This window comes from Nocardia sp. CA-135398, from assembly GCF_050955845.1.
Lineage (GTDB): Bacteria > Actinomycetota > Actinomycetes > Mycobacteriales > Mycobacteriaceae > Nocardia.
On record NZ_CP192084.1, the window covers coordinates 908,870 to 930,848 of the forward strand.

The window sequence follows — 21,979 nt, forward strand, 5'->3', positions numbered from 1 at the left end:
GAACAGGCTACCGTCTGGGGCGTGCGAACTTCACGGGTGGTGTCGGCGGACCAGCTGCGCGAGCTGCTGGTCGATAGCGGTGCGCGGCTGCGCGAATCGGTCCGGCTGGCCGAGCTGACCACATTGCGGGTCGGCGGTCCGGCCACGGTCGCGGAGTGTGCGACGACCGACGCGCTGGTCGCGACGGTCCGGACGCTGGACGCCGCGGGCATTCCACTACTGCTGCTCGCGGGCGGATCCAACCTGCTCATCGGCGACGACGGCTTCGACGGTGTTGTGGTCCGGGTGTGCAACGAGGCGGTCGAGATCGGCGCGAACGGCGTTGTCGCCGAGGCCGGGGCGAACTGGGACACGGTGGTCGCGGCCACGATCGAGGCCGGGCTCGGCGGCCTGGAATGCCTGTCGGGCATACCCGGATCGGCCGGTGCGACGCCGGTACAGAATGTCGGCGCGTACGGCGTGGAGGTCGAGAGCCTATTGCGCCGGGTGCGGCTGCTGGATCGGGCCAGCGGCGAGATCCGCTGGGTGGAACCGGCCGAACTCGGCTTCGGCTACCGCACCAGCGCACTCAAGCATCGCGATACCGCCGTCGTGCTCGCGGTGGACTTCGCACTCGATCCCGACGGCTCGAGCGCACCGCTGCGCTACGGCGAACTCGCGCACGCACTCGGCGCGGGCAACGGTGACTCACGTCCCGCCGATCAGGTCCGGGCGGCGGTGCTGAAGCTGCGCGCGGGCAAGGGCATGGTGCTGGATCCGGCCGATAACGACACCTGGAGCGCGGGCTCGTTCTTCACCAATCCGGTCGTCGCGAACCATCGGGTCGAGGAAGTGAAGGCTGCGATCATCGCCCATGTGGGCGACGTCACGATCCCGACCTATCCGGCGCCGGACGGGGTGAAATTCTCCGCGGGCTGGCTCATCGAGCGGGCGGGTTTCGCCAAGGGTTTCCCGGGTCCGGACGCCCCGGCCCGGCTGTCCACGAAACATACGCTGGCCTTGACCAATCGCGGCAGCGCGACCGCCGCCGATCTGGTCGCACTGGCCCGCACGGTCCGCGACGGTGTCGCCGAGCGATTCGGTATCCGACTGGAACCGGAGCCGGTACCCATCGGGGTGGATCTCTAAACGGTGAAACGGACACCACACTCTTCGCGGGCCGGACACCCGGTTTTCGCCGCGTAAATTCGATGAAGTGAGCCATCGTCCAGTCATCCACAGACCGGCCGCCGCCGTCTCCGCCGTGCTGCTCGTGGTAGTCGCGCTGGTGGCCGGATGCACGTCCGACAAAGGCGGAAGTGACTCCGCCAAAGACAACACCCCCGTCGCGAAGGTCACGCTGACCCCTGCCGCCGACGCCAAGAACGTCAATCCGACCGCACCGATCTCGGTCACCGTCACCGACGGCACCATCGATCAGATCGCGCTGAGCAACGCCAACGGCAAGCAGGTCGCGGGCGAACTCGCCGCGGACAAGCACAGCTACAAGACCACCGAACCGCTCGGCTACGACGCCAAATACACCTGGTCCGGCACCGCCGTCGGGCCCGACCACAAGCAGGTCCCGATCGAGGGTGCCTTCACCACCATCGCACCGAAGAACACCTTCCCCGCGACGCTCAATATCGCCGATAACCAGGAAGTCGGCATCGCCGCGCCGATCATCTTGCAGTTCAAGGGTTCTGTGCAGAACAAGGCCGCGGTGGAAAAGGCGCTCACCGTCACCACCAACCCGCCGACCGAGGGCGCCTGGGCCTGGTTCCCGGACGACAACGGCGGCTCGCGCGCGCACTGGCGGCCGAAGGACTACTGGGCGCCGGGCACCACCGTGCACGTCGCGGCCAAGCTCTACGGTCTGGATCTCGGCGGCGGAAACTACGGATATTCCGATCTCACTTCGGATTTCCGGATCGGCCGCAGCCAGATCGTCAAGGCCAACGCACCGAGCCATCGCATGCAGGTCGTGCGCGACGGACAGGTCGTCTTCGATTTCCCGGTCAGCTATGGCGAGGGCAATGAGGCGCGCAATGTCACGCGGTCCGGTGTGCACGTCGTCACCGAGAAGTACGAAGATTTCATGATGTCGAATCCGCCGTTCTACACCAACGTTCGCGAACGTTGGGCCGTACGCATCTCGAATAACGGCGAATTCATCCACGCCAACCCGCAATCCCTTTCGGCACAGGGCTCTTCGAATGTCACCAACGGCTGCATCAACCTCTCGCCGACCGACGCGCAGGCCTTCTTCCCGACCGCGCTCTACGGCGACCCGGTCGAGGTGACCGGCACATCGATCGCACTGTCGGCCGCCGACGGCGATCTCTACGACTGGACCATCGACTGGAATACCTGGACCGGGCTGTCGGCATTGCAGGGCGAGCCCAAGAATCCGGTGTCCGCGACCCCGGTGCCGCCGCTGCCCGCCGGTGGTCGCTGAGCTAGGCAAACCCGGCGCGACGTGCGACGATCGGTCAGGTGACCAGTAGACCCGCCCCGGCGGACAACCTGCGCGAGCTCGCGCGCCTGCGTCGCGTCCGCGACCGGATCGACCGGGAGTACGCGCAGCCGCTCGACGTCGAGCGGCTGGCGCGTGACGAGCACATCTCGGCCGGTCACCTGAGCCGTCAGTTCAAGCTCGCCTACGGCGAGTCGCCGTACTCCTACCTGATGACGCGGCGCATCGAGCGCGCGATGTCGCTGTTGCGGCGTGGCGATCTCAGCGTCACCGAGGTCTGTTTCGCGGTCGGCTGCCAGTCGCTGGGCACCTTCAGCACTCGGTTCACCGAGTTGGTCGGGATGCCGCCCAGCGCCTACCGGGAGCAGGCCGAGCACGCCACGGTGGATCTGCCGACGCTGATCGTGAAACGGGTGACCAGACCGATCAGGAATCGAGAAGCGGGGGTCACCTAGCAGCAACTAGCGTGAAAGCCATGGACATCACCATTCAAGCGAGCTTCCTCCCACAGGACGACCCCGAGGCCGCGCTGGCCTTCTACCGTGACGCCCTCGGCTTCGAGCTGCGCAAAGACGTCGGATTCAATGGAATGCGCTGGCTCACGGTCGGCCCGGTCGACCAGCCCGGCACATCCATCGTCTTGCACCCACCGGCCGCCGATCCGGGCATCACCGATGACGAGCGCCGCACCATCGCGGAGATGATGGCCAAGGGCACCTACGCCAGCATCCTGTTGGCTACCAAGGATGTCGACGCCACCTTCGAGAAGGTGCAGGCCACCAATGCCGAGGTCGTCCAGGAGCCGACCGATCAGCCGTACGGGGTTCGCGACTGCGCCTTCCGCGATCCCGCCGGGAACATGGTCCGTATCCAGCAGTTGAGCTGAGCATCGCAGCACCGTTTCGACACCGGTGGCGACCGCGGGTCACCGGCGTCGAGCCGGGCAATTACCACCAAGAGAAGTACCGAAACGCACTGCTCGAAGCTGATTAGATCGAGCTAGTCGACTCCGACGGAGACCGCGCATGCGGCCCGCGCAACCAGATGGAGAAGCGATCAGATGGCCAAGAAGACGGACACGCGAACGCACGCTGCCGACAGCCACGATCTGATCCGCGTGCTCGGCGCACGCGTGAACAATCTCAAGGACATCAGCATCGAAATCCCGAAGCGCCGACTGACGGTGTTCACCGGGGTTTCCGGCTCGGGCAAGAGTTCGCTGGTATTCGACACCATCGCCGCCGAGTCGCAGCGGTTGATCAACGAGACCTACAGCAGCTTCGTGCAGGGCTTCATGCCCACCTTGGCGCGGCCCGAGGTCGACGTGCTCGACGGGCTGACCACCGCGATCATCGTCGACCAGCAGCGCATGGGCGCCGACCCGCGCTCCACCGTCGGCACCGCCACCGACGCCAATGCCATGTTGCGCATCCTGTTCAGCCGACTGGGCAAACCGCATATCGGCTCGCCGCAGGCGTTCTCCTTCAATGTCGCCTCGATCAGTGGCGCGGGTGCGGTCGCGATCGAGCGTGCCGGGAAGACGGTGAAGGAGCGCCGCAGCTTCAGCATCACCGGCGGCATGTGTCCGCGCTGCGAGGGCCGGGGTTCGGTCAACGATATCGATCTGACCCAGCTGTACGACGAAACCAAATCGCTGAACGAGGGCGCGCTCACCATCCCCGGCTACAGCATGGACGGTTGGTTCGGACGCATCTTCACCGGCTGCGGCTTCTTCGATCCGGACAAGCCGCTCGAGAAGTACAACAAGCGCGAACTCAACGATCTGCTCTACAAGGAACCGACCAAGATCAAGGTCGAAGGCATCAACCTGACCTACGAGGGTCTGATCCCGCGGATCCGCAAGTCGATGCTGGCCAAGGACGTCGACGCGCTGCAGCCGCATATCCGGGCCTTCGTGGAGCGGGCGGTCACCTTCCAGATCTGCCCGGAATGCGACGGCACCCGGCTGAGCGAGTTGGCGCGATCGTCGAAGATCAAGGGCATCAGCATCGCCGACGCGTGTGCCATGCAGATCAGCGATCTGGCCGAATGGGTCAGTGGGCTGAAGGAACCGTCGGTGGCGCCGCTGCTGACCTCGCTGCGGCACACCCTCGACTCGTTCGTGGAGATCGGCCTCGGCTACCTCTCGCTGGAACGGCCCGCGGGCACGCTCTCCGGCGGTGAGGCGCAGCGCGTCAAGATGATCCGCCACCTCGGCTCCTCGCTCACCGACGTCACCTACGTATTCGACGAGCCGACCGCCGGTCTGCACCCGCACGACATCCAGCGGATGAACGAACTGCTGCTGCGGCTGCGGGACAAGGGCAATACGGTGCTCGTCGTCGAGCACAAGCCGGAGACGATCGTCATCGCCGACCACATCGTCGACCTTGGGCCCGGCGCGGGTACGGGCGGCGGCACCGTCTGCTTCGAGGGCAGCGTCGATGGGCTGCGCGGCAGCGGCACCATTACCGGCCGCCACTTCGACGACCGCGCCGCATTGAAGGACACGGTGCGAAAGCCCAACGGCGCGTTGGAGATCCGCGGTGCGTCGACAAACAACCTGCGCGATGTCGATGTGGACATTCCACTCGGTGTGCTCGCCGTCATCACCGGCGTCGCGGGCTCGGGTAAGAGCTCGCTGGTGCACGGATCGATACCCGCCGGCGCGGACGTCGTGTCGGTCGATCAGGGCCCGATCCGCGGCTCCCGCCGGAGCAATCCGGCGACCTACACCGGACTGCTCGACCCGATCCGCAAGGCGTTCGCGAAGGAAAACGGCGTCAAGCCAGCACTTTTCAGTGCGAATTCCGAGGGCGCGTGCCCCAACTGCAACGGTGCGGGCGTCATCTACACCGACCTGGCGGTGATGGCCGGTGTCGCGACCACCTGTGAGGAGTGCGAGGGCAAGCGGTTCCAGGCCGCGGTGCTCGAGTACCACCTCGGCGGCCGCGATATCAGCGAGGTGCTCGCGATGTCGGTGACCGAGGCGCAGGAGTTCTTCAGCGACGGCGCGGCACGCACACCCGCCGCGGAGAAGATCCTCGACCGGCTCGCCGATGTCGGGCTCGGCTACCTCACCCTCGGCCAGCCGCTCACCACGCTGTCCGGCGGCGAGCGGCAGCGGCTCAAGCTGGCCACCCATATGGCCGAGAAGGGCGGCGTCTACGTCCTCGACGAGCCGACGACCGGCCTGCACCTCGCCGATGTCGAACAGCTGCTCGGCCTGCTCGACCGGCTGGTCGACTCGGGTAAGTCGGTGATCGTCATCGAGCACCACCAGGCGGTCATGGCTCATGCCGACTGGATCATCGACCTCGGTCCCGGGGCGGGCCACGACGGCGGCAAGATCGTCTTCGAGGGCACGCCCGCCGACCTGGTCGCCGAGCGGGCCACCCTCACCGGCGAACATCTGGCGGCATACGTCGGCGCATAAACGAAATCGCCCCCGCTCGGACGACCGTGCGGGGGCGAAATGCGTGGCGATTACCGCGCATTCTCCTTGACGAGCGAACCGTCCTTACCGAACGATTCGGCATCGACGACCGAATCCTTCTGCTGTTTGGCGAGCAGATCGCGAATCTCGATCAGCAATTCGATTTCGGACGGCTCGGCCACCTTGGCGGTGCCGAAGCGGTTCTTCAGCGTCTTCATCGGCACCATCAGCACGAAGTACAACACCGCTGCGACCAGCACGAAGTCGAGGAGCGCGGTGATGATCGGCCCGAGCGCGATGAAGGTGGCCGGTTTACCCGAGACCAGCTGAACGCCGAGTCCCAGCTCATTGGGCTTACCGAATACCGCGAGCAGCGGATTGATGATTCCCTTTGTCACCGCCGTCACCACCGCGGTGAACGCGGTACCCATGACCACCGCGACAGCGAGATCGATAACGTTCCCGCGCATCACGAAATCTTTGAAACCCTTGAGCATGGGCGAGCCACTCCAATCCGGTCTAAACGCGTTTCAAGCACCCGATGCTAACGTTCTCGCCAAGCATGAGCGAATTCTCAGCAATCGAGAAACATTCGATTCGGGTGGAGTATCGCCGATTACGTCAGCCGCGGCGAGCGAAGCGACCCGGCCCGGCCTGGTCACGGGGCTTGACGATGATCTGGTCCAGATTCACATGTGACGGTCGCGACGCCACGAACCCGATGATCTCCGCGATATCCTGCGCGACCAGCGGATCGATGCCCTCGTACACCTTGGCCGCACGCTCCTCGTCCCCGGCGAATCGCACCAGCGAGAACTCGGTTTCGACTGCGCCGGGCGCGATTTCGGTGAGCCGCACCGGCTGGCCGAGCAGTTCGCCGCGCAATGTGCGGTGCAGTACGGCCTGTGCGTGCTTGGCCGAGGTGTAGCCGGACCCGTTGTCGTAGGCCTCGAAGGCGGCGACCGAGGTGATGGTGACGATGAGCCCGTCACCCGACGCGATCAGCTTCGGCAGCAAGGCCTTGGTCACCCGCAGCGTGCCGAGCACATTGGTTTCCCACATCCAGCGCCAGTCGTCCAGATCCGCCTCGGCCACCGGGGCCAGACCCTTCGCGCCGCCCGCATTGTTGATGAGCACATCGGCGTTCTCGATCGCATCGGTGAACGCGCGCACGGAATCTTCCGAGGTCACATCGAGTTCGAGTGCGGTACCGTCGATTTCGTCGGCCAGGCGCCGCAGCCGATCGAGCCTGCGCGCGCCGACGATCACGTGATAGCCCTGTTTGGCGAGCTCTCGGGCGGTGGCTTCGCCGATTCCCGAACTGGCTCCGGTCACGACGGCAGTGCGAATGCTCATGGATCCGATCCTAAGTGCAGGTGGTTTGCTGGTGAGCTCGGTTGTTGCCCGGATCACCGCAGCGGACCGGCCGCCGTTAGCCTCGGTCACATGGGTATTCGGGAAGCGATCAGTGCGGACGGAACGAGCATCGTCTATCGGGTCAGCGGTCCGGCCGACGGCAGGCCGCTGGTGCTGGTGCACGGTTGGTCGGCCAATCTGCAGTGCTGGGGTGCGGCCGCGGACGAGCTGGCCGAGCGCTTCCGGGTGCTCGCCGTCGACCTGCGCGGCCACGGCTATTCCGGTGCGCCGGAGTCCGGCTACGACGATCCGAAGAACTGGGCCGCCGATATCGCCGCGGTGCTGGCCGCCGAGGGCATCGACTCCGGTGCGGTGCTGCTCGGCTGGTCCTACGGCGGCATCGTGATCAGCGACTATCTGACCGCGTACGGCACCGGCGCGATCGCGGGTGTCGTCTACTCGGGTTCGATGGCCAATATCGGTCGTGCTCCCGGAGCGCAGACCGGTTCGGCAATGCAGGAGGCCATTCCCGGTGTCTTCGAGGAAAGCGCGGGCCGTGCCTTGCGCGCATTCGGCGCCTTCGGCAATGCCAACACCGGACCCGGACCGGATAAGGGCGTCGATGCGCAGCGCATCTTCGGCGCGAGCCTCGGCACGCCGCCTCGGGTGCGCAAGGCGCTGTTCTACCGGACCGTCGACAACACCGAAACGCTGCGCGCCCTGGACATTCCGGTGCTGGTCCTGCACGGGACCAAGGATCCGGTCGTGCCGATCGAGAACGGTCGCTACATCCTCGACGCGGTGCCCGAAGGCCGCGGCTCGTTCTGGGCGGACGCACAGCACGGGCTGTTCATCGAGGATCGCGCCCGCTTCGTCGCCGAGGTGAGCGGGTTCATCGACGGTCTGAATTAGCCGTCCGAAATTCGCTGGCGCCGCAGGCTCGGCTCGAGCAGACTTGTCCTATCCCGGTGCGCAAGATCAGCGTCGGGCGAATATGTGCACCCGCGCGTGAGAACCCTCACGAAACTGCTGTGACGACTGTCACTCGGCCCGGTTACGGCGTCTGAGTTGGGCAATCCAACGTGCACTATGGATGGTGTGAGTCAACGCCCGGACCTACGGCCGAATCGGATCGCCGTGTTATCGGTGCACACCTCACCACTTGCTCAACCGGGCACCGGTGATGCGGGCGGCATGAACGTGTATGTGCTGCAAACCGCCATTCAGCTGGCCCGACGCGGCACCGAGGTCGAGATTTTCACCCGGGCCACCTCCTCGAACGTGCCGCCGGTCCAGGAGGCGGCCCCGGGGGTCCTGGTGCGCAATGTGGTGGCGGGCCCGTTCGAGGGACTGGACAAGCACGACCTGCCGACCCAGCTGTGCCCGTTCACCGCCGAGGTGCTGCGCCAAGAGGCCAGACACCTGCCAGGTCACTATGACCTCGTCCATTCGCACTATTGGCTCTCCGGTCAGGTCGGCTGGCTCGCGCGCGACCGCTGGCGGGTGCCGCTGGTGCACACCGCGCACACCTTGGCCGCGGTGAAGAACGCGGCGCTCGCCGAGGGAGACTGTCCCGAACCCGCGACCCGCGAGATCGGCGAAAAGCAGGTGATCGCCGAGGCCGATCGGATGGTCGCCAATACCGCGGAGGAGGCGCGCCAGCTCATCGAGCTGTACGGCGCCGATCCCGAGCGCATCGATGTGGTGCCGCCCGGCGCGGATCTGACTCGCTACTGTCCGGGTGAAAAGGCCGCGGCCCGAGTCGAATTGGGGCTGGCCGCCGATGAGCGGGTCGTCGCTTTCATCGGCCGCATCCAGCCGCTCAAGGCCCCGGACGTGCTGGTCCGCGCGGCCGCCGAACTGCTGTACCGCGACCCGTCGCGCAAGCTGCGGGTGCTCATTGTCGGCGGACCGTCCGGCACCGGACTGGAGCGCCCCGATTCGCTGATCGAACTCGCCGCCGCGCTCGGCATCGCCGAGCACGTCACCTTCCTGCCGCCGCAGCCGCCGGACCGCCTGGTGCAGGTGTATCGGGCCGCCGACCTGGTCGCGGTGCCCAGCTACAACGAATCCTTCGGTCTGGTCGCGATCGAAGCGCAGGCCAGTGGCACGCCGGTGCTTGCGGCCGATGTGGGCGGGCTCGGCACCGCCGTGCGCCACGGTGAGACCGGCCTGCTCGTGCCCGGACATCGCACGCCGGACTGGGCCGATGCCCTCGGCCATCTGCTCGACGACGGTGAGCGACTACGTTGGATGGGGCTGCGCGCGGTCGAGCACGCCGGGCATTTCTCCTGGGAGCACACCGCGGACGGACTGCTCGCCAGTTATTCGGCGGCGCTGGCCGATTTCCGTGCGCTGCGCACCGGCCGCGGCAGGGTCTTCGAGGCCGCGCTGGTCGAGCCGCCCGGGGAACGCACTACCCTCGCGGGGGAACGCGGTGCTGTTCTCCTCGGCGAGAGCAGTCAGGCCAGATCGCGGGCGCTGTGGCGGCGCCGGACGGGAGCGCACCGATGAGCACGGTAGCCGCGACCGCGCAGCTGATCGATGAAACGCTGCGCGAGCGCGAGATCGAGTACACCCAGCCCAGCGAGGAGACCTTCGTCGTCATCCTGCCCGGCGAGCGTAAACTCAAGACCACTGTGCTGCTCACCATCGGCAAGCACGGACTGCGGATCGAATCGTTCGTCTGCCGCAAGCCCGACGAGAATTTCGAGGGCGTCTACAAATTCCTGCTGCGCCGCAACCGCCGCCTCTACGCGGTGGCCTACACCTTGGATCGGGTCGGCGATATCTACCTGGTCGGCCGGATGGCCACCCACGCCGTCACCCCTGATGAACTCGACCGGATCTTCGGCCAAATCCTCGAGGCCGTCGACGCCGACTTCAATGTGCTGCTGGAACTCGGCTTCGCCGAATCCATTCGCCGGGAATGGAAGTGGCGGGTATCGCGCGGTGAATCCCTGCAGAACCTGCGCGCATTCGAGCATCTGGTGGAAACCGCCGACCAACCCTGAGCTCGCCCGCATGCACACCCGCTGTGGTGCGTGCAGACCTGGTGTGAGCCTGTGACTGTGGGTGCACCGACAGGGTGGAGTACGCGGGCCGGGAGCCGGGGTTCGTTGACGTCGATCCGACACCGCCGCGCTCGGCGTAGGCGACAATCGCGCTGTGGGAATGGGCCGCGAGGTACAGGAAGGCTGCCCGGCGATGATGGTTCTTGCTCTGGATATCGGTGCGACGAAATTCGCCGCCGGGGTCGTCTCCGCGGGCCGGAAGGTACGCGATGTGCGGCGGGTCGATGTGCCACGGGAGTCCGTGTGGGCGGCGTGCCGCGAGCTGCTGCTGGAAGTGGCCGGTGACGCGACGGTTTCGGCGATCGGGGTCGGTTCGGCCGGACCGGTCGATGTGCGAACCGGTATCACCAGTCCGCTGAACATTCCGGAATGGAAGGCGGGCTTTCCGATCGTGGCCGAGGTGCAGCGGCTGTTCCCTTCCGGCGCAGTGCGATTCGCCATCGACGGTGCCTGCCTCGCACTGGCCGAACATCACGTCGGCGCGCTGCGCGGCATTGCGAACGGCCTGGCCATGACGGTTTCCTCGGGCATCGGCGGCGGCATCATCGCCGACGGACGGGTGGTGCTCGGGCGCACCGGTAATGCCGGACACGTCGGCCACATCGTGGTGCCGGGTTGGGATGTGCCCTGTGAATGCGGCGGCGTCGGCTGTGTCGAGGCGATCGCGAGCGGCATGTCGTCGGTGCGCTGGGCGCGCGAACAGGGTTGGGGCGGTGAGACCGGCGCGGGACTGGCAAAAGCCGCGCACACCGGCAACGAGATCGCACTCGCCGCGCTGCACCGGGCCGGAACCGCGCTCGGCACGGCCATCGCCTCCGCGGCCTCGACACTCGATATCGACCGGGTGGTGATCGGCGGTGGCTTCGCACAATCGGGCGAACCACTGTGGGAACCGCTGCGCGCGGCCGTGACCCGGCACGCGGGCTTGGACTTCCTGCGCGAGCTGCGGGTGGTGCAGTCGCGAATCACCAATGGCGCGACGCTGGTTGGCGCCGGTGTGCTCGCGGCGGGCCACGATACCGCCGATGCCATCTCCTGAGCAGTGGGAACGGATGCGTGCCCGGTTCGCGCACATGCCAGAATGGCCTGCATGACGTACACCCTCGTGTTGCTGCGCCACGGCGAGAGCGAATGGAATGCCATGAACCTTTTCACCGGCTGGGTGGATGTGCACCTGACCGATAAGGGCATCGCCGAGGGCAAGCGCGCCGGGGAACTGCTGGCCGAACACGGCATCCTGCCGGATATCGTCTACACCTCGGTGCTGCGTCGCGCGATCAGCACCGCGAATATCGCGCTGGACGCCGCCGACCGGCACTGGATCCCGGTGGTGCGCGACTGGCGCCTCAACGAGCGCCACTACGGCGATCTGCAGGGCAAGAACAAGGCGCAGGTCCGCGATCAATACGGCGACGAGCAGTTCATGCTGTGGCGGCGCAGCTACGACACCCCGCCGCCGCCCATCGACCCGGCCAACGAGTACAGCCAGGAGAGCGACCCACGCTACGACGGCATCGACGTCCCCAAGACCGAATGCCTGCTCGATGTGGTGAACCGGATGGTCCCGTACTGGGAGTCGACCATCTCCGAGGACCTGCGCTCGGGCAAGACTGTTCTCGTTGCGGCACACGGCAATTCGCTGCGCGCGCTGGTCAAGCATCTGGACCGGATCTCCGATGACGATATCGCCGGGCTGAACATTCCCACCGGTATCCCGCTGCGCTACGAACTCGACGAGAACTTGCGCCCGATTCGTCCGCGGGAGTACCTCGACCCCGAGGCCGCCGCCGCGGGTGCCGCGGCCGTCGCCAGCCAGGGCGGCAAATAAGCGAATCGATACGACAGCGCGCCGCGACCGGCTTCGGTCGCGGCGCGTTGCTGTTTTCTGCGGTGACGCGCCGTTCGCCTGGATCGGAAGCGGAACTGGGGCGCGAGTCGCGATGGGTTAGCTGCGTCCGCCTGGGTTAGTGTGAATTCTGCAGGTGGACGTGGATACCCTCAGCCTTGTACAGGCGTTATGCGGTGCCGGTTGCTGTATGTGAACCGACATTCGACCCGCGATTCATGTAACCCAGAATTCGAACCTACTCGTCGGTATGTAAGCTCTGGTCGTTCGACCAGTCCGAGAGGCGGATCACCCCTGATGCAGACAATGTTGCGTGCCACAGTGGCGGCAGTCGTCACGGCGGTGCTCATTCCATTCGTCACCCAGAGCGCGATCGCCGCGCCGGAACCGTCCGGTCCCGATGGCGGTGCGGCCGGTGCGGCCTGGGTCGCGGCCGAGGACGGTCCCCAGCAGTACCCGAATGTGAATATCCAGTGGGATGTCCCGATCACCATGAGCGACGGCACCGTCCTCAAAGGCAATGTGTACCGTCCGGCGGATGCTGCGGGTCGCCCGATCGACACCCCGACGCCCACGGTGGTCAACCTGACCCCGTACACCAAACTGGTCTCCAACATCGCCGACAGCGCGATGTCCATTCCGGGTCTGTCCGATGCGCTGATCGAACTGTTCCGACAGATCGACCTCAGTGGCACCCCGCTCTCCGGCGTCACCGATCTGACCAAATCCTTCGGCGGCGGCGAACTGCGCAACTTCGCGGTCGACCGCCAGCTCATCAAGAGCGGTTACACCCAGGTCGTGGTCGACGTGCGCGGCACCGGATTCTCCCAGGGCATCTGGGACATGCTGCGCCAGCGCGAACAGCAGGACACCTACGAGGTGATCGACTGGGCCGCGCGCCAGCCATGGTCCGACGGCCGCATCGGCATGAACGGCCTGTCGTATTCGGGCATCAATCAGGTCCAGGTGGCCGCGATGCACCCGCCCGCGCTGAAGGCGATCTTCCCGGTGGTGCCAGGCAGTGACCTGGTCAACGATGTGCTCGCACCCGGCGGTGGCTTCGGCTTCAACTTCATTCCGCTGTGGCTGACCGCCATCAACGGCCTCAAGCTCGTTCCGGATGTCGCGTCGATTCTCAACGGACAGTTCGATATGCAGTGGCTCGCCGATCGCGCCGAGGATCCGTTCACCTTCATGGACGTGCTGCTCAATGTCTACAGCACCACCCGGATCGAGGACCTGGACCCGCGCGCCAAGGAACTGCTGACCGGTTCGTCGACATCGCGCGCGGCCTGGCTCGGCGATCCGAGCAAGATTCAGGTGCCCACCTTCGTCACCGGCGGCTGGCACGATCTGTTCACCTATTCGGAATCCAAGATCTACAACGAGATTCCACTGCCCGCTGGCCAGAAGCAGCTGCTGATGGGCAATACCTACCACGTCAGCTCCGGCAACGAATACGGCAAACCCGGTCTACCGCCGCGTCTGGACGTGCTGCAGCGCGCATGGTTCGACAAGTGGCTCAAGGGCATCGACAACGGCATCGAGCAGTACGGCCCGATCACCCTGCGGCAGCAGGGCGGCGGTTGGATCACCACCGATTCGTTCGCCGATCCGCGGACCGGATCCCAGGATGCCGAATATCGCCGGATGTATCTGTCCGCCAACGGAAGTGGCACCGCGAACAGCCGGTACGACGGATCGTTGCTCGCCGCGGCGAGCCCGGACTCGGCGCGGCTCACGGTCGCGCCAGGCCTGACTACCCTGTGCTCCAACGACGCAGCGCAGGGTAGTGCGGGTTTCCTCTCGATCATCGATGGCTGTGCCAAGGACTCGCGGATCGCGGAGCTGAACGGGCTGACCTTCACCAGCGACCCGGTCGCCGAGCCGACCACCATCTCCGGTCGAATCGCCGTGCACCTCAATACCGTTCAGGATGCGGCCGACGGCTATTGGGTCGTCACGGTGAACGATGTGGCGCCGGACGGACAGTCCACCGTGCTCTCCTCGGGCCAGTTGATGGCGTCGCTGCGTCAGGTCGACGAGGCGAACAGCACCCGTTCCGCCAGTGGCGATTACACCGACCCACGGCCCTATGCCTCGCTGGACCTGCGTCAGCCGACCGTGCCGGGGGAGGAGACAACCCTCGATATCGCCCTGCCCGCCACCGAGGCGATTCTGCGGCCCGGTCACCGCCTGCGCGTGGATGTCTTCGCGGGCAACTTCCCCAAGGGCCTGCCGGTACTGCCGATGCTGATCGATACGGGCCTGAAACCACAACACCTGCAGCTCGAGCCGAATCGGCCGAGTTTCGTGAATATCCCCGTGCGGGGGAACCCGGGCTGGTAAGCCGTATCCGGCCCGGGTGTGCACCTCTCGCGCATTCATGCTCGAATTCGCGGGGTATGGGCGGGTCGTGCACGCTCGGACCGGCTCCGGTCGCTAGTCGGCCACGGCGAATGCCGCTTCCAATGGCGGGAAGATCGCACGGGCATCAGCGCCGCCGAACCAGAGGCCGACGGTGAAGACCGAGGTGGCCTCGAGATACCTGGCGCGATGCAGTCCGCCCGCCGAAATCGGTTGCAGTCCGATATCTTCCGCCAGTGCCGCGACCTGCTGTACCGCGGCGGCGTCACCGCAGATCGGCACGGCCAGTCTGCGATTCTCGAACACCCGAGCCTGCGATTCCCACACCTCGGCGGCGCATACGTTGAAGGCCTTCACCACATTCGCCTCGGGAACCGTCGCCGCGATGCGTGCGGCGACCGCGTCCTCGGACAGTACGAACGCCGGGACTCCTTCCGGTGCGGCCTCGTCCGGCAGGAAAGCATTGGTGCAGTCGATCACCGTCCGCCCGGCGAGTTTTCCGCCGATTTCACCCAGTACTTCGTCAAGGGCACTTACCGGCAGCGCCAACAATACGACCGCACCGAATTCGGCAGCCGCACCGACACTTCCGCCCCGCGCTCCGTGTCCGATGGTCGCCGCCAGCGCATCCGCGGCCGCACGGGACCGCGCACCGATCACGACCTCGTGACCGGCCGCGGCCCAGCCGCCGCCGAGTGCCTTCGCCATCGCGCCCGCCCCGATGATTCCGATTCGCATATCAACTCCTGGTTCGGATGTATTCGGCACCGACGCTAGGGATTTCGATAGGCACCTCGAGGTGCGCAATGACGATGGCAGGCTGGTGTCATGACGGTCGAACATGCCGAACCGGTGGAATTCGCGCCCTACGGCGATTTCGAGGCCGACTGTCCGGCCCGACTCGGGGTCGACCTGTTCGGCAACCGCTGGCTCGCGGTCATCGTCTACATGTTGCGCGACGGCCCGATGCGTCCCGGCGACCTGCGCACCGCCATCGGCGGCATCAGCCAGAAGATGCTCACCCAAACGCTGCGCCGGATGCAGACCATGACCCTCATCGAGCGGCACCGCTACGCCGAGGCCCCGCCCCGGGTCGAATACGAACTGACCGAAGCCGGGCGCGATCTGCTCATTCCGATCTACGCCCTCGGCGAATGGGCGGATCGACACGGCGACTCGGTGCGGTCGGCGATGTCGGATTCGCCGGAGTGAAACGATCCGGGCGCCGGCGCGCGAACAACGCGTAAACAAGCGGCTAACGGGCCTGGAAGTGCCCATGACCTGCACGAAACTTCGCGTACCCCGAGTCGGGTTGTCCGTTGGCGACCGTACGATTCAAGTGTGAGTGTTCCCCAGGCCGTCCTGCTGGCAGTCCTCGCGGCTGTCGTCGGCCTGGCAGTCGGCGGGCTATTGATCCCGTTCATGAACGCCAGGCAGGCCGCCCGCAGACAGGCAGATTCCGGTCTCACCATGTCGCAGGTGCTCGACCTGATCGTGCTCGCCTCCGAGAGCGGAATCGCGGTCGTCGACGAGTACCGCGATGTGGTGCTGGTCAACCCGCGGGCCGAAGAACTGGGCCTGGTCCGCAACCGCCTGCTCGACGAACGCGCCTGGGCCGCGGTGGAGAAGGTGCTCGCCACCGGCGAATCCACCGAATTCGATCTCACCGCCAAGAACCCGATGCCCGGCCGCAGCCGGATCGCGGTGCGCGGAGTGGCCAGACAGCTATCGCGCGAAGAGACCAGTTTCACCGTGCTGTTCGCCGACGATGATTCCGAGCAGGCCCGCATGGAGGCCACCCGCCGGGACTTCGTCGCCAATGTCAGCCACGAACTCAAGACCCCCGTCGGTGCGATGAGCCTGCTGGCCGAGGCCATGCTGGAATCCGCCGAAGATCCCGAGGCGGTCCGGCACTTCGGTCAACGCGTGCTCGGTGAATCCCGGCGCCTCGGCAAGATGGTCACCGAGTTGATCGCGCTCTCGCGACTACAGGGCGCGGAAAAGCTACCCGAGCTAGAGGTGGTCGACGTCGACACCGTGGTCATGCAGGCGGTCGATCGCTCCCGCACCGCCGCCGAGGCCGCTGGCATCACCGTGAGCACCGACCGCCCGAGCGGCCTCGAGGTGCTCGGCGATGAAACCCTGCTCGTCACCGCACTGTCCAACCTGGTGGAAAACGCCATCGCGTACTCACCCGCCGGCTCGCACGTTTCGGTGAGCCGCTCACTGCGCGGCGATCACGTCGCGATGGCCGTGACCGATCGCGGCATCGGCATCGCCAAGGAAGACCAGGAGCGGGTCTTCGAGCGTTTCTTCCGATCCGATAAGGCGCGCTCGCGCGCCACCGGTGGTACCGGGCTCGGCCTGGCTATCGTCAAGCATGTGGCGGCCAACCACAACGGTGAGATCACCCTGTGGAGCAAGCTCGGCACCGGATCGACGTTCACCCTGCGAATACCTGCTCACCATGAATCCGGCGGCGAAGAAGAGCCCGACGGTTCCGCGGTGAGCATGAGAGAAACACACCCGCGTCCCTCGGGGCCGGGCAGACCCAATGGTGTGGAGGCACGCAGATGACGAGTGTTCTGATCGTCGAAGATGAGGAGTCGCTGGCCGATCCGCTCGCATTCCTGCTTCGCAAGGAGGGCTTCGAGGTCACCGTCGTCGGTGACGGACCGTCCGCGCTCGCCGAATTCGACCGCTCCGGCGCCGATATCGTGCTGCTCGACCTCATGCTGCCCGGTATGAGCGGCACCGATGTCTGCAAACAGCTGCGCACCCGCAGCGGCGTCCCGGTGATCATGGTCACCGCACGTGACAGCGAGATCGACAAGGTGGTCGGCCTGGAACTCGGCGCCGACGACTACGTCACCAAGCCGTACTCCGCGCGCGAACTGATCGCCCGCATCCGGGCCGTGCTGCGCCGCGGCGCGGGAGATGAACTGGACGGCGGCAATGAGAGCAATGTGCTCGAGGCCGGACCGGTCCGGATGGATGTCGATCGTCACACCGTGCACGTCAACGGTAGGCAGGTCACCCTGCCGTTGAAGGAATTCGATCTGCTCGAATATCTGCTGCGCAATTCCGGGCGAGTGCTGACTCGCGGCCAGCTGATCGACCGGGTCTGGGGCGCCGACTACGTCGGCGACACCAAGACCCTCGACGTGCACGTCAAGCGGTTGCGCTCGAAGATCGAGGGCGATCCGGCCAAGCCGGAGCACCTGGTCACCGTCCGCGGTCTCGGCTACAAGCTCGAGGCTTGACGGTCAGCGCTCACTAAAAGTTCCGACAAAGCCCAGCAACCGAGGCCCCGACAACCTCGGTGCTGCTGCGTATCCGAATCAGGGCAGGTAGACCCAGGTGGGGCCGATGCCGGGGAGGTCCTGCTTGTGCAGGGTGATCCAGCCGAGATCGTCTTCCTGCATGCATTCGTAGACGTCGGCCGCGCTGGTGCCGCGGCAGGCGATGGTGCGCGAGACACCGTACGGGCTCATGATCAGGTTCTTGCCGTTCGCCTGGGCATTGATCGCCTCGGGCGTGTTGGCGGGCAGGAAGTCGGCGGTGAAATCGGCGTATTTGGCCGGGTCACCATTGGGTTCGGCATGTGCGGCACCGGTCAGCGCGGCGGTGGCGCCGAGCGCGATGGCGGTCAGGGTCAGGGCTTTCTTCAACATGACCGCACATCCAACCCGATTTGAGTAAAGCCCGCATGGCGGGGAGGTGAACCACCCGCTATGCAAACCTCACGCTCGCCTGGTCGACGTTGGATAGGTCACGCCGACTGGTCTGCGACGTGGTCGTCAGAGCTCATTCGATTTGCATGCACGGTCGCCGGGTGGATCGCGATGAGGCCGAGTCCCTCGCGACGCTTGCAGTGTCTGGCCAGCTCTTCGTACGCGGGTGCGCCGAGCAATTCCTTCAGTTCGGGACCGTAGGACTGCCACACCGGACGGGCGCCGACGTGGGCGTCGGGGGAGCCGGAGCAGTACCAGTCCAGGTCCTCGCCGCCGGGACCCCAACCGCGCCGGTCGTATTCGGTAATGGTCGTCTTCAGGATCTGCACGCCGTCGGGGCGCTCCACCCAGTCCTGGGTGCGCCGAATCGGCAACTGCCAGCACACATCTGGCTTCACCTCGAGCGGCTCGATGCCCTTGCGCAGCGCCATGGTGTGCAGCGCGCAGCCCACGCCGCCCTCGAAGCCGGGGCGGTTCAGGAAAATGCAGGCGCCGTCGAAGCGGCGGGTGCGCAGCGCGGGCTCGTCCTCCAGTTCGTCGAGCTCCAGATAGCCCTTCTTGGTGATCTTGCCGTCGGCGTCGGTCGCCTCGTCCATCAGCTGCCAGTCGCTCGGTGTGAGCATTTTCACAGCATTGGTCAGGCGCTTGCGATCGTCTTTGTCGGAGAGGAACGCGCCGTGCGAGCAGCAGCCGTCATCCGGGCGGTCGCTCAGAATTCCCTGGCAGGCCGGAGTTCCGAAGACACACGTCCAGCGCGACAGCAGCCAGGTCAAATCCGCGACGATCACATGCTCGTCGTTTGCCGGGTCCACGAACTCGATCCATTCACGAGGGAAGTCGAGATCGACCTCCGGCGCCGGATCGATCTTCCCCGCTGGTCGGGACCTCGTGGAGCCGGTGTTCGCTGCGCCTACCGTCACACTTCAGGACGCTAACAGTTCAGTCGCCTGGGCTAAAGGGCCGGTTCACCCAGTACCGTATTCATGTGCGGCTTGGGGTACTCGATGTCGGAAGCAATACCGTCCACCTGCTTGTGGTGGACGCCCATCGCGGTGGTCACCCGATGCCGATGAGCTCGACAAAGGCCACTCTCCGGCTATCGGAGAATATGGATTCCGACGGTTGCATCACCGTCCAAGGGGCCGAACGGCTGATCGCGACGGTCGCCGAATTCGCCAGTATCGCCGAGACGTCCCGCTGCGTGGAGCTGATGCCGTTCGCGACTTCCGCGCTGCGTGAGGCCGCGAACTCCGATGAAGTACTCGCCAGGGTGCGCGCCGAAACCGGTGTCGAACTGCAGGTGCTCTCCGGTGTCGACGAGGCCCGGCTCACCTTCCTCGCTGTGCGCCGGTGGTACGGCTGGAGTGCGGGCCGGATCCTGAATCTCGACATCGGCGGCGGATCCCTGGAAATGACCAACGGCGGCGACGAGGAGCCCGATCTCGCGGTCTCGCTGCAACTCGGCGCCGGACGGTTGACCAGAGAATGGCTGCGCGAGGATCCGCCGGGCAAGCGCCGCGTCGCGGTGTTGCGCGATTGGCTCGACGCGGAGTTGGTCGTGCCGACGAAACAGCTGCTCGAGGTCGGGAAACCGGATCTCGCGGTCGGTACATCGAAGACGTTTCGGTCGCTTGCCCGATTGACCGGAGCGGCACCCTCTTCGGCGGGGCTGCGGGTGCGCCGTACACTCACCAGCTCAGGTCTGCGCCAACTGATTGCCTTCATCTCGAGAATGACGGCGGCGGACCGTGCAGAATTGGAAGGCGTAAGTTCCGATCGGTCACAGCAATTGGTGGCTGGCGCATTGGTCGCGGAGGCGAGTATGCGGGCACTATCGCTGGATACCCTCGAGATTTGTCCGTGGGCACTGCGCGAGGGGCTCATCTTGCGCAAACTGGATACCGATATGAACGGCGGACCGAGGGCTACGGCATTGCCGGGTGTCGTCGTGGAAGCGAGCGGTAAGCCGGTGCCCGGCGGCGGTCTATCGGGCCCGATCGAAACGGTGTCGTCATGAGTGAGGATTCCAAGCAGCTATCGGTTGCCGAGCTGCTGGCACGCAACGGCCAGCAGGGCGGGGCATCCGCCGGTGGCGGCGGACGGCGGCGGCGCAGTGGTCGCGGCATCTCGGTGGCCGAGCTGACCGGTGATCTGCCCGCCATTCCGGTCGGCGGCGGTGGTGGCCATTCCGCGCACGCCGCACCCGAGGATGACGAACCGGCGTACGAACCACCCGCGTACGAAGCCAACGGGTACGAAGCCAACGGATACGACGCGTCGGGGTACCAACCTTCCGGTTTACAGTCGGGCGGGTACCCGTCCGGCTTCGAAACGCCTGCGCCGGAACCCGCTTCGTATGCCGCGCCGGATCCGACACCGTACGCCGCACCCGAATTACCCAACTACTCGCCGATGTCGGGCCCGATCACCAGATACGACCCGCTCTCGGCGTACGCCGCGCCGGAAGCACCGGCCGATCCGTTGCCCGCGCCGGGATATTCGAGCCGGATCATGCCGGGGCGGGACATGCCCGGTCCGGATTCGTCGTCGCGGCATGCCGCCCCCGCGGATCCGCTGTCCGCGCCGATATCGGATCTGTACGCTCCGGCGCCCGATCCGTACACGCCGGCACCCGACCCGTACGCGCGGGACCCGCTCGCCGAAGGGGCGATCGGCTCCGGACGTACCGGTCGCCGACATCGTCATGTCGAACCGGCGGAGGAGACCACCGAAGTACGACCGCTGCGCGACCTCGGCCACGGTATCGGCGCCCCGCCCGAAAGCCCGCCGAACGGATCGAGATCCGGCGGTCGGGCCGCCCGCAGACGCGCGGCGGAGGCTGCCGAAGCCGAGGCCAACAACGTCGGACCCGCGACCGCGCCATGGTCGCCGTCCACCAACGGCTTCGCCCCGGAATCCGCGCCGATGCCGATGTCCCCGCTGCCGGACGGTCCCTCGCGCGGCGCCCATCCCGAGCCGCCGGATCATCGAAGATCCGCACGACGCGACGGTCCGGCCGATGGCGCTCTGCCCGCCTGGTCGGCGCGAAGAAATGTCCCGCCCAAGAACGGTGCGCCCGAATCCGAGGGTGTCCCGACAGCCGGGTGGTCGTTGGCCAGTCAGGACCAGCAGCTCGTCTCCGGTCAGACCGTGGCGGGCGACCTGTTGCGCGACGAAGTCGAACGTGCCGAGGCCCAGCGGGCGAACGGTCGCGCGGCCGAACGCAACGGGCGTGGTCGACGTGGCCGGTCGAAGCCCGAGCCGGATGACGTGTACGACGGTCTGACCGATGTGTACGAACCGTTCCCGACCGGTGACGTCCTGGACGACGACGAGGATTTCGACGGCGACGATGTCGATTCAGACCATTCGTTCGCCTCGCGCTTGTCTCCGAGACGCGCTCGCTCGCGGATCGCACGCAAGTCCGAATATGACGCCAATCGCCGACAGTGGATGATTCTCGGCGGTCAGAGCACCGGCGCCGCGGTCGCCGGAATGTTGCTGTTCAAGGGTTTCGAGCGCATGTGGGAAATGCTGCCCTGGGTGGCATTGTGCCTGGCGATGATCGTGATCCTTGGCCTGGTGGCGCTGGTGCGAATACTGCGGCGCACCGATGACATCCTCAGCACGGTGATAGCCGTCGTCGTCGGCATCTTTGTCACCCTGGGACCGCTAGCCTTTCTACTCAGTACGAACTGAGCAGGGAGCGGC

General features: G+C 66.2%; 21 protein-coding genes. 16 read left to right on the forward strand and 5 right to left on the reverse strand.

All coding sequences use genetic code 11. The features are described from left to right. Positions 1-21: 21 nt before the first annotated feature. From ACQP1T_RS04230 to ACQP1T_RS04250, 5 genes are all read left to right on the forward strand, one after another. Complete coding sequence (locus ACQP1T_RS04230) at positions 22-1,128, forward strand: UDP-N-acetylmuramate dehydrogenase (RefSeq protein WP_433758649.1); 1,107 nt, start codon at positions 22-24, stop codon at positions 1,126-1,128. A gap of 67 nt (positions 1,129-1,195) precedes the next feature. Further along, positions 1,196-2,437, forward strand: coding sequence for a L,D-transpeptidase (locus ACQP1T_RS04235; RefSeq protein ID WP_433758650.1), 1,242 nt, complete (start codon positions 1,196-1,198; stop codon positions 2,435-2,437). 38 nt (positions 2,438-2,475) lie between these two features. After that, a complete protein-coding gene (locus ACQP1T_RS04240; RefSeq protein WP_433758651.1) occupies positions 2,476-2,910 on the forward strand; it encodes a helix-turn-helix transcriptional regulator in 435 nt (144 codons plus the stop codon). Between the two features lie 20 nt (positions 2,911-2,930). Continuing rightward, positions 2,931-3,341 carry a VOC family protein gene (locus ACQP1T_RS04245; protein WP_433758652.1) on the forward strand — a complete coding sequence of 137 codons (411 nt, stop codon included), beginning with the start codon at positions 2,931-2,933 and terminating at the stop codon, positions 3,339-3,341. Between the two features lie 174 nt (positions 3,342-3,515). Next, positions 3,516-5,891 carry an ATP-binding cassette domain-containing protein gene (locus tag ACQP1T_RS04250; RefSeq protein ID WP_433758653.1) on the forward strand — a complete coding sequence of 792 codons (2,376 nt, stop codon included), beginning with the start codon at positions 3,516-3,518 and terminating at the stop codon, positions 5,889-5,891. Positions 5,892-5,941: 50 nt separating this feature from the next. Here ACQP1T_RS04250 and mscL read toward each other — a convergent pair whose 3' ends face one another. Beyond that, the gene (mscL, locus tag ACQP1T_RS04255) at positions 5,942-6,388 is read right to left on the reverse strand and encodes a large conductance mechanosensitive channel protein MscL (RefSeq protein WP_433758654.1); all 447 of its coding nucleotides are present in this window, start codon (positions 6,386-6,388) and stop codon (positions 5,942-5,944) included. Between the two features lie 124 nt (positions 6,389-6,512). Then, complete coding sequence (locus tag ACQP1T_RS04260) at positions 6,513-7,247, reverse strand: SDR family NAD(P)-dependent oxidoreductase (RefSeq protein ID WP_433758655.1); 735 nt, start codon at positions 7,245-7,247, stop codon at positions 6,513-6,515. Positions 7,248-7,337: 90 nt separating this feature from the next. On the opposite strand from ACQP1T_RS04260, the gene ACQP1T_RS04265 reads away from it, so the two are divergent. The 6 genes from ACQP1T_RS04265 (at position 7,338) to ACQP1T_RS04290 (ending at position 14,516) form a co-directional block, all read left to right on the forward strand. Beyond that, positions 7,338-8,159, forward strand: a complete 822-nt coding sequence (locus ACQP1T_RS04265; protein WP_433758656.1) for an alpha/beta fold hydrolase — start codon at positions 7,338-7,340, stop codon at positions 8,157-8,159. A 177-nt stretch (positions 8,160-8,336) separates the two neighbouring features. Beyond that, a complete protein-coding gene (gene mshA, locus ACQP1T_RS04270) occupies positions 8,337-9,761 on the forward strand; it encodes a D-inositol-3-phosphate glycosyltransferase (RefSeq protein ID WP_433758657.1) in 1,425 nt (474 codons plus the stop codon). Continuing rightward, positions 9,758-10,261 carry a YbjN domain-containing protein gene (locus tag ACQP1T_RS04275; RefSeq protein ID WP_433758658.1) on the forward strand — a complete coding sequence of 168 codons (504 nt, stop codon included), beginning with the start codon at positions 9,758-9,760 and terminating at the stop codon, positions 10,259-10,261. The genes mshA and ACQP1T_RS04275 overlap by 4 nt, the downstream gene beginning before the upstream one ends. A 193-nt stretch (positions 10,262-10,454) precedes the next feature. Beyond that, positions 10,455-11,360, forward strand: a complete 906-nt coding sequence (locus ACQP1T_RS04280) for an ROK family protein (RefSeq protein WP_433758659.1) — start codon at positions 10,455-10,457, stop codon at positions 11,358-11,360. A 51-nt stretch (positions 11,361-11,411) separates the two neighbouring features. Next, positions 11,412-12,149 carry a phosphoglyceromutase gene (locus ACQP1T_RS04285; RefSeq protein ID WP_433758660.1) on the forward strand — a complete coding sequence of 246 codons (738 nt, stop codon included), beginning with the start codon at positions 11,412-11,414 and terminating at the stop codon, positions 12,147-12,149. Between the two features lie 315 nt (positions 12,150-12,464). Beyond that, positions 12,465-14,516 carry a CocE/NonD family hydrolase gene (locus ACQP1T_RS04290; protein ID WP_433758661.1) on the forward strand — a complete coding sequence of 684 codons (2,052 nt, stop codon included), beginning with the start codon at positions 12,465-12,467 and terminating at the stop codon, positions 14,514-14,516. Between the two features lie 93 nt (positions 14,517-14,609). Here the strand turns inward: ACQP1T_RS04290 and ACQP1T_RS04295 are convergent, their stop codons facing one another. Then, positions 14,610-15,272, reverse strand: a complete 663-nt coding sequence (locus tag ACQP1T_RS04295; protein WP_433758662.1) for an NADPH-dependent F420 reductase — start codon at positions 15,270-15,272, stop codon at positions 14,610-14,612. Between the two features lie 90 nt (positions 15,273-15,362). On the opposite strand from ACQP1T_RS04295, the gene ACQP1T_RS04300 reads away from it, so the two are divergent. From ACQP1T_RS04300 to ACQP1T_RS04310, 3 genes are all read left to right on the forward strand, one after another. After that, positions 15,363-15,746: a winged helix-turn-helix transcriptional regulator gene (locus ACQP1T_RS04300; RefSeq protein WP_433758663.1), complete on the forward strand. Its 384-nt coding sequence runs from the start codon at positions 15,363-15,365 to the stop codon at positions 15,744-15,746. 129 nt (positions 15,747-15,875) lie between these two features. Then, entirely contained in the window at positions 15,876-17,111 is a 1,236-nt protein-coding gene (locus ACQP1T_RS04305) for a sensor histidine kinase (RefSeq protein WP_433758664.1), read from the forward strand. Beyond that, complete coding sequence (locus tag ACQP1T_RS04310) at positions 17,108-17,797, forward strand: response regulator transcription factor (protein ID WP_062983697.1); 690 nt, start codon at positions 17,108-17,110, stop codon at positions 17,795-17,797. Before ACQP1T_RS04305 ends, ACQP1T_RS04310 begins: the two co-directional genes overlap by 4 nt. 78 nt (positions 17,798-17,875) lie before the next feature. Here ACQP1T_RS04310 and ACQP1T_RS04315 read toward each other — a convergent pair whose 3' ends face one another. Both ACQP1T_RS04315 and ACQP1T_RS04320 read right to left on the reverse strand, forming a co-directional pair. Beyond that, positions 17,876-18,208: a hypothetical protein gene (locus ACQP1T_RS04315; RefSeq protein ID WP_433758665.1), complete on the reverse strand. Its 333-nt coding sequence runs from the start codon at positions 18,206-18,208 to the stop codon at positions 17,876-17,878. Positions 18,209-18,306: 98 nt separating this feature from the next. After that, positions 18,307-19,188, reverse strand: coding sequence for a hypothetical protein (locus ACQP1T_RS04320; RefSeq protein WP_433758666.1), 882 nt, complete (start codon positions 19,186-19,188; stop codon positions 18,307-18,309). Positions 19,189-19,253: 65 nt separating this feature from the next. On the opposite strand from ACQP1T_RS04320, the gene ACQP1T_RS04325 reads away from it, so the two are divergent. After that, positions 19,254-20,285 (forward strand): hypothetical protein, encoded by a 1,032-nt coding sequence (locus ACQP1T_RS04325; RefSeq protein WP_433758667.1) that lies wholly within the window; start codon positions 19,254-19,256, stop codon positions 20,283-20,285. Then, positions 20,282-21,967 (forward strand): hypothetical protein, encoded by a 1,686-nt coding sequence (locus ACQP1T_RS04330; RefSeq protein WP_433758668.1) that lies wholly within the window; start codon positions 20,282-20,284, stop codon positions 21,965-21,967. The genes ACQP1T_RS04325 and ACQP1T_RS04330 overlap by 4 nt, the downstream gene beginning before the upstream one ends. Positions 21,968-21,979: the final 12 nt, after the last annotated feature.

What these genes read in the sequence shown, in the direction of transcription:
- ACQP1T_RS04310 (WP_062983697.1), top strand. Translation starts at nt 17,108, where the DNA reads ATGACGAGTGTTCTGATCGTCGAAGATGAGGAGTCGCTGGCCGATCCG.
- ACQP1T_RS04330 (WP_433758668.1), top strand. Translation starts at nt 20,282, where the DNA reads ATGAGTGAGGATTCCAAGCAGCTATCGGTTGCCGAGCTGCTGGCACGC.
- ACQP1T_RS04280 (WP_433758659.1), top strand. Translation starts at nt 10,455, where the DNA reads ATGATGGTTCTTGCTCTGGATATCGGTGCGACGAAATTCGCCGCCGGG.
- ACQP1T_RS04295 (WP_433758662.1), bottom strand. Translation starts at nt 15,272, where the DNA reads ATGCGAATCGGAATCATCGGGGCGGGCGCGATGGCGAAGGCACTCGGC.
- ACQP1T_RS04265 (WP_433758656.1), top strand. Translation starts at nt 7,338, where the DNA reads ATGGGTATTCGGGAAGCGATCAGTGCGGACGGAACGAGCATCGTCTAT.
- ACQP1T_RS04275 (WP_433758658.1), top strand. Translation starts at nt 9,758, where the DNA reads ATGAGCACGGTAGCCGCGACCGCGCAGCTGATCGATGAAACGCTGCGC.
- mshA (WP_433758657.1), top strand. Translation starts at nt 8,337, where the DNA reads ATGGATGGTGTGAGTCAACGCCCGGACCTACGGCCGAATCGGATCGCC.
- ACQP1T_RS04245 (WP_433758652.1), top strand. Translation starts at nt 2,931, where the DNA reads ATGGACATCACCATTCAAGCGAGCTTCCTCCCACAGGACGACCCCGAG.
- ACQP1T_RS04300 (WP_433758663.1), top strand. Translation starts at nt 15,363, where the DNA reads ATGACGGTCGAACATGCCGAACCGGTGGAATTCGCGCCCTACGGCGAT.
- mscL (WP_433758654.1), bottom strand. Translation starts at nt 6,388, where the DNA reads ATGCTCAAGGGTTTCAAAGATTTCGTGATGCGCGGGAACGTTATCGAT.
- ACQP1T_RS04260 (WP_433758655.1), bottom strand. Translation starts at nt 7,247, where the DNA reads ATGAGCATTCGCACTGCCGTCGTGACCGGAGCCAGTTCGGGAATCGGC.
- ACQP1T_RS04290 (WP_433758661.1), top strand. Translation starts at nt 12,465, where the DNA reads ATGCAGACAATGTTGCGTGCCACAGTGGCGGCAGTCGTCACGGCGGTG.
- ACQP1T_RS04285 (WP_433758660.1), top strand. Translation starts at nt 11,412, where the DNA reads ATGACGTACACCCTCGTGTTGCTGCGCCACGGCGAGAGCGAATGGAAT.
- ACQP1T_RS04315 (WP_433758665.1), bottom strand. Translation starts at nt 18,208, where the DNA reads ATGTTGAAGAAAGCCCTGACCCTGACCGCCATCGCGCTCGGCGCCACC.
- ACQP1T_RS04250 (WP_433758653.1), top strand. Translation starts at nt 3,516, where the DNA reads ATGGCCAAGAAGACGGACACGCGAACGCACGCTGCCGACAGCCACGAT.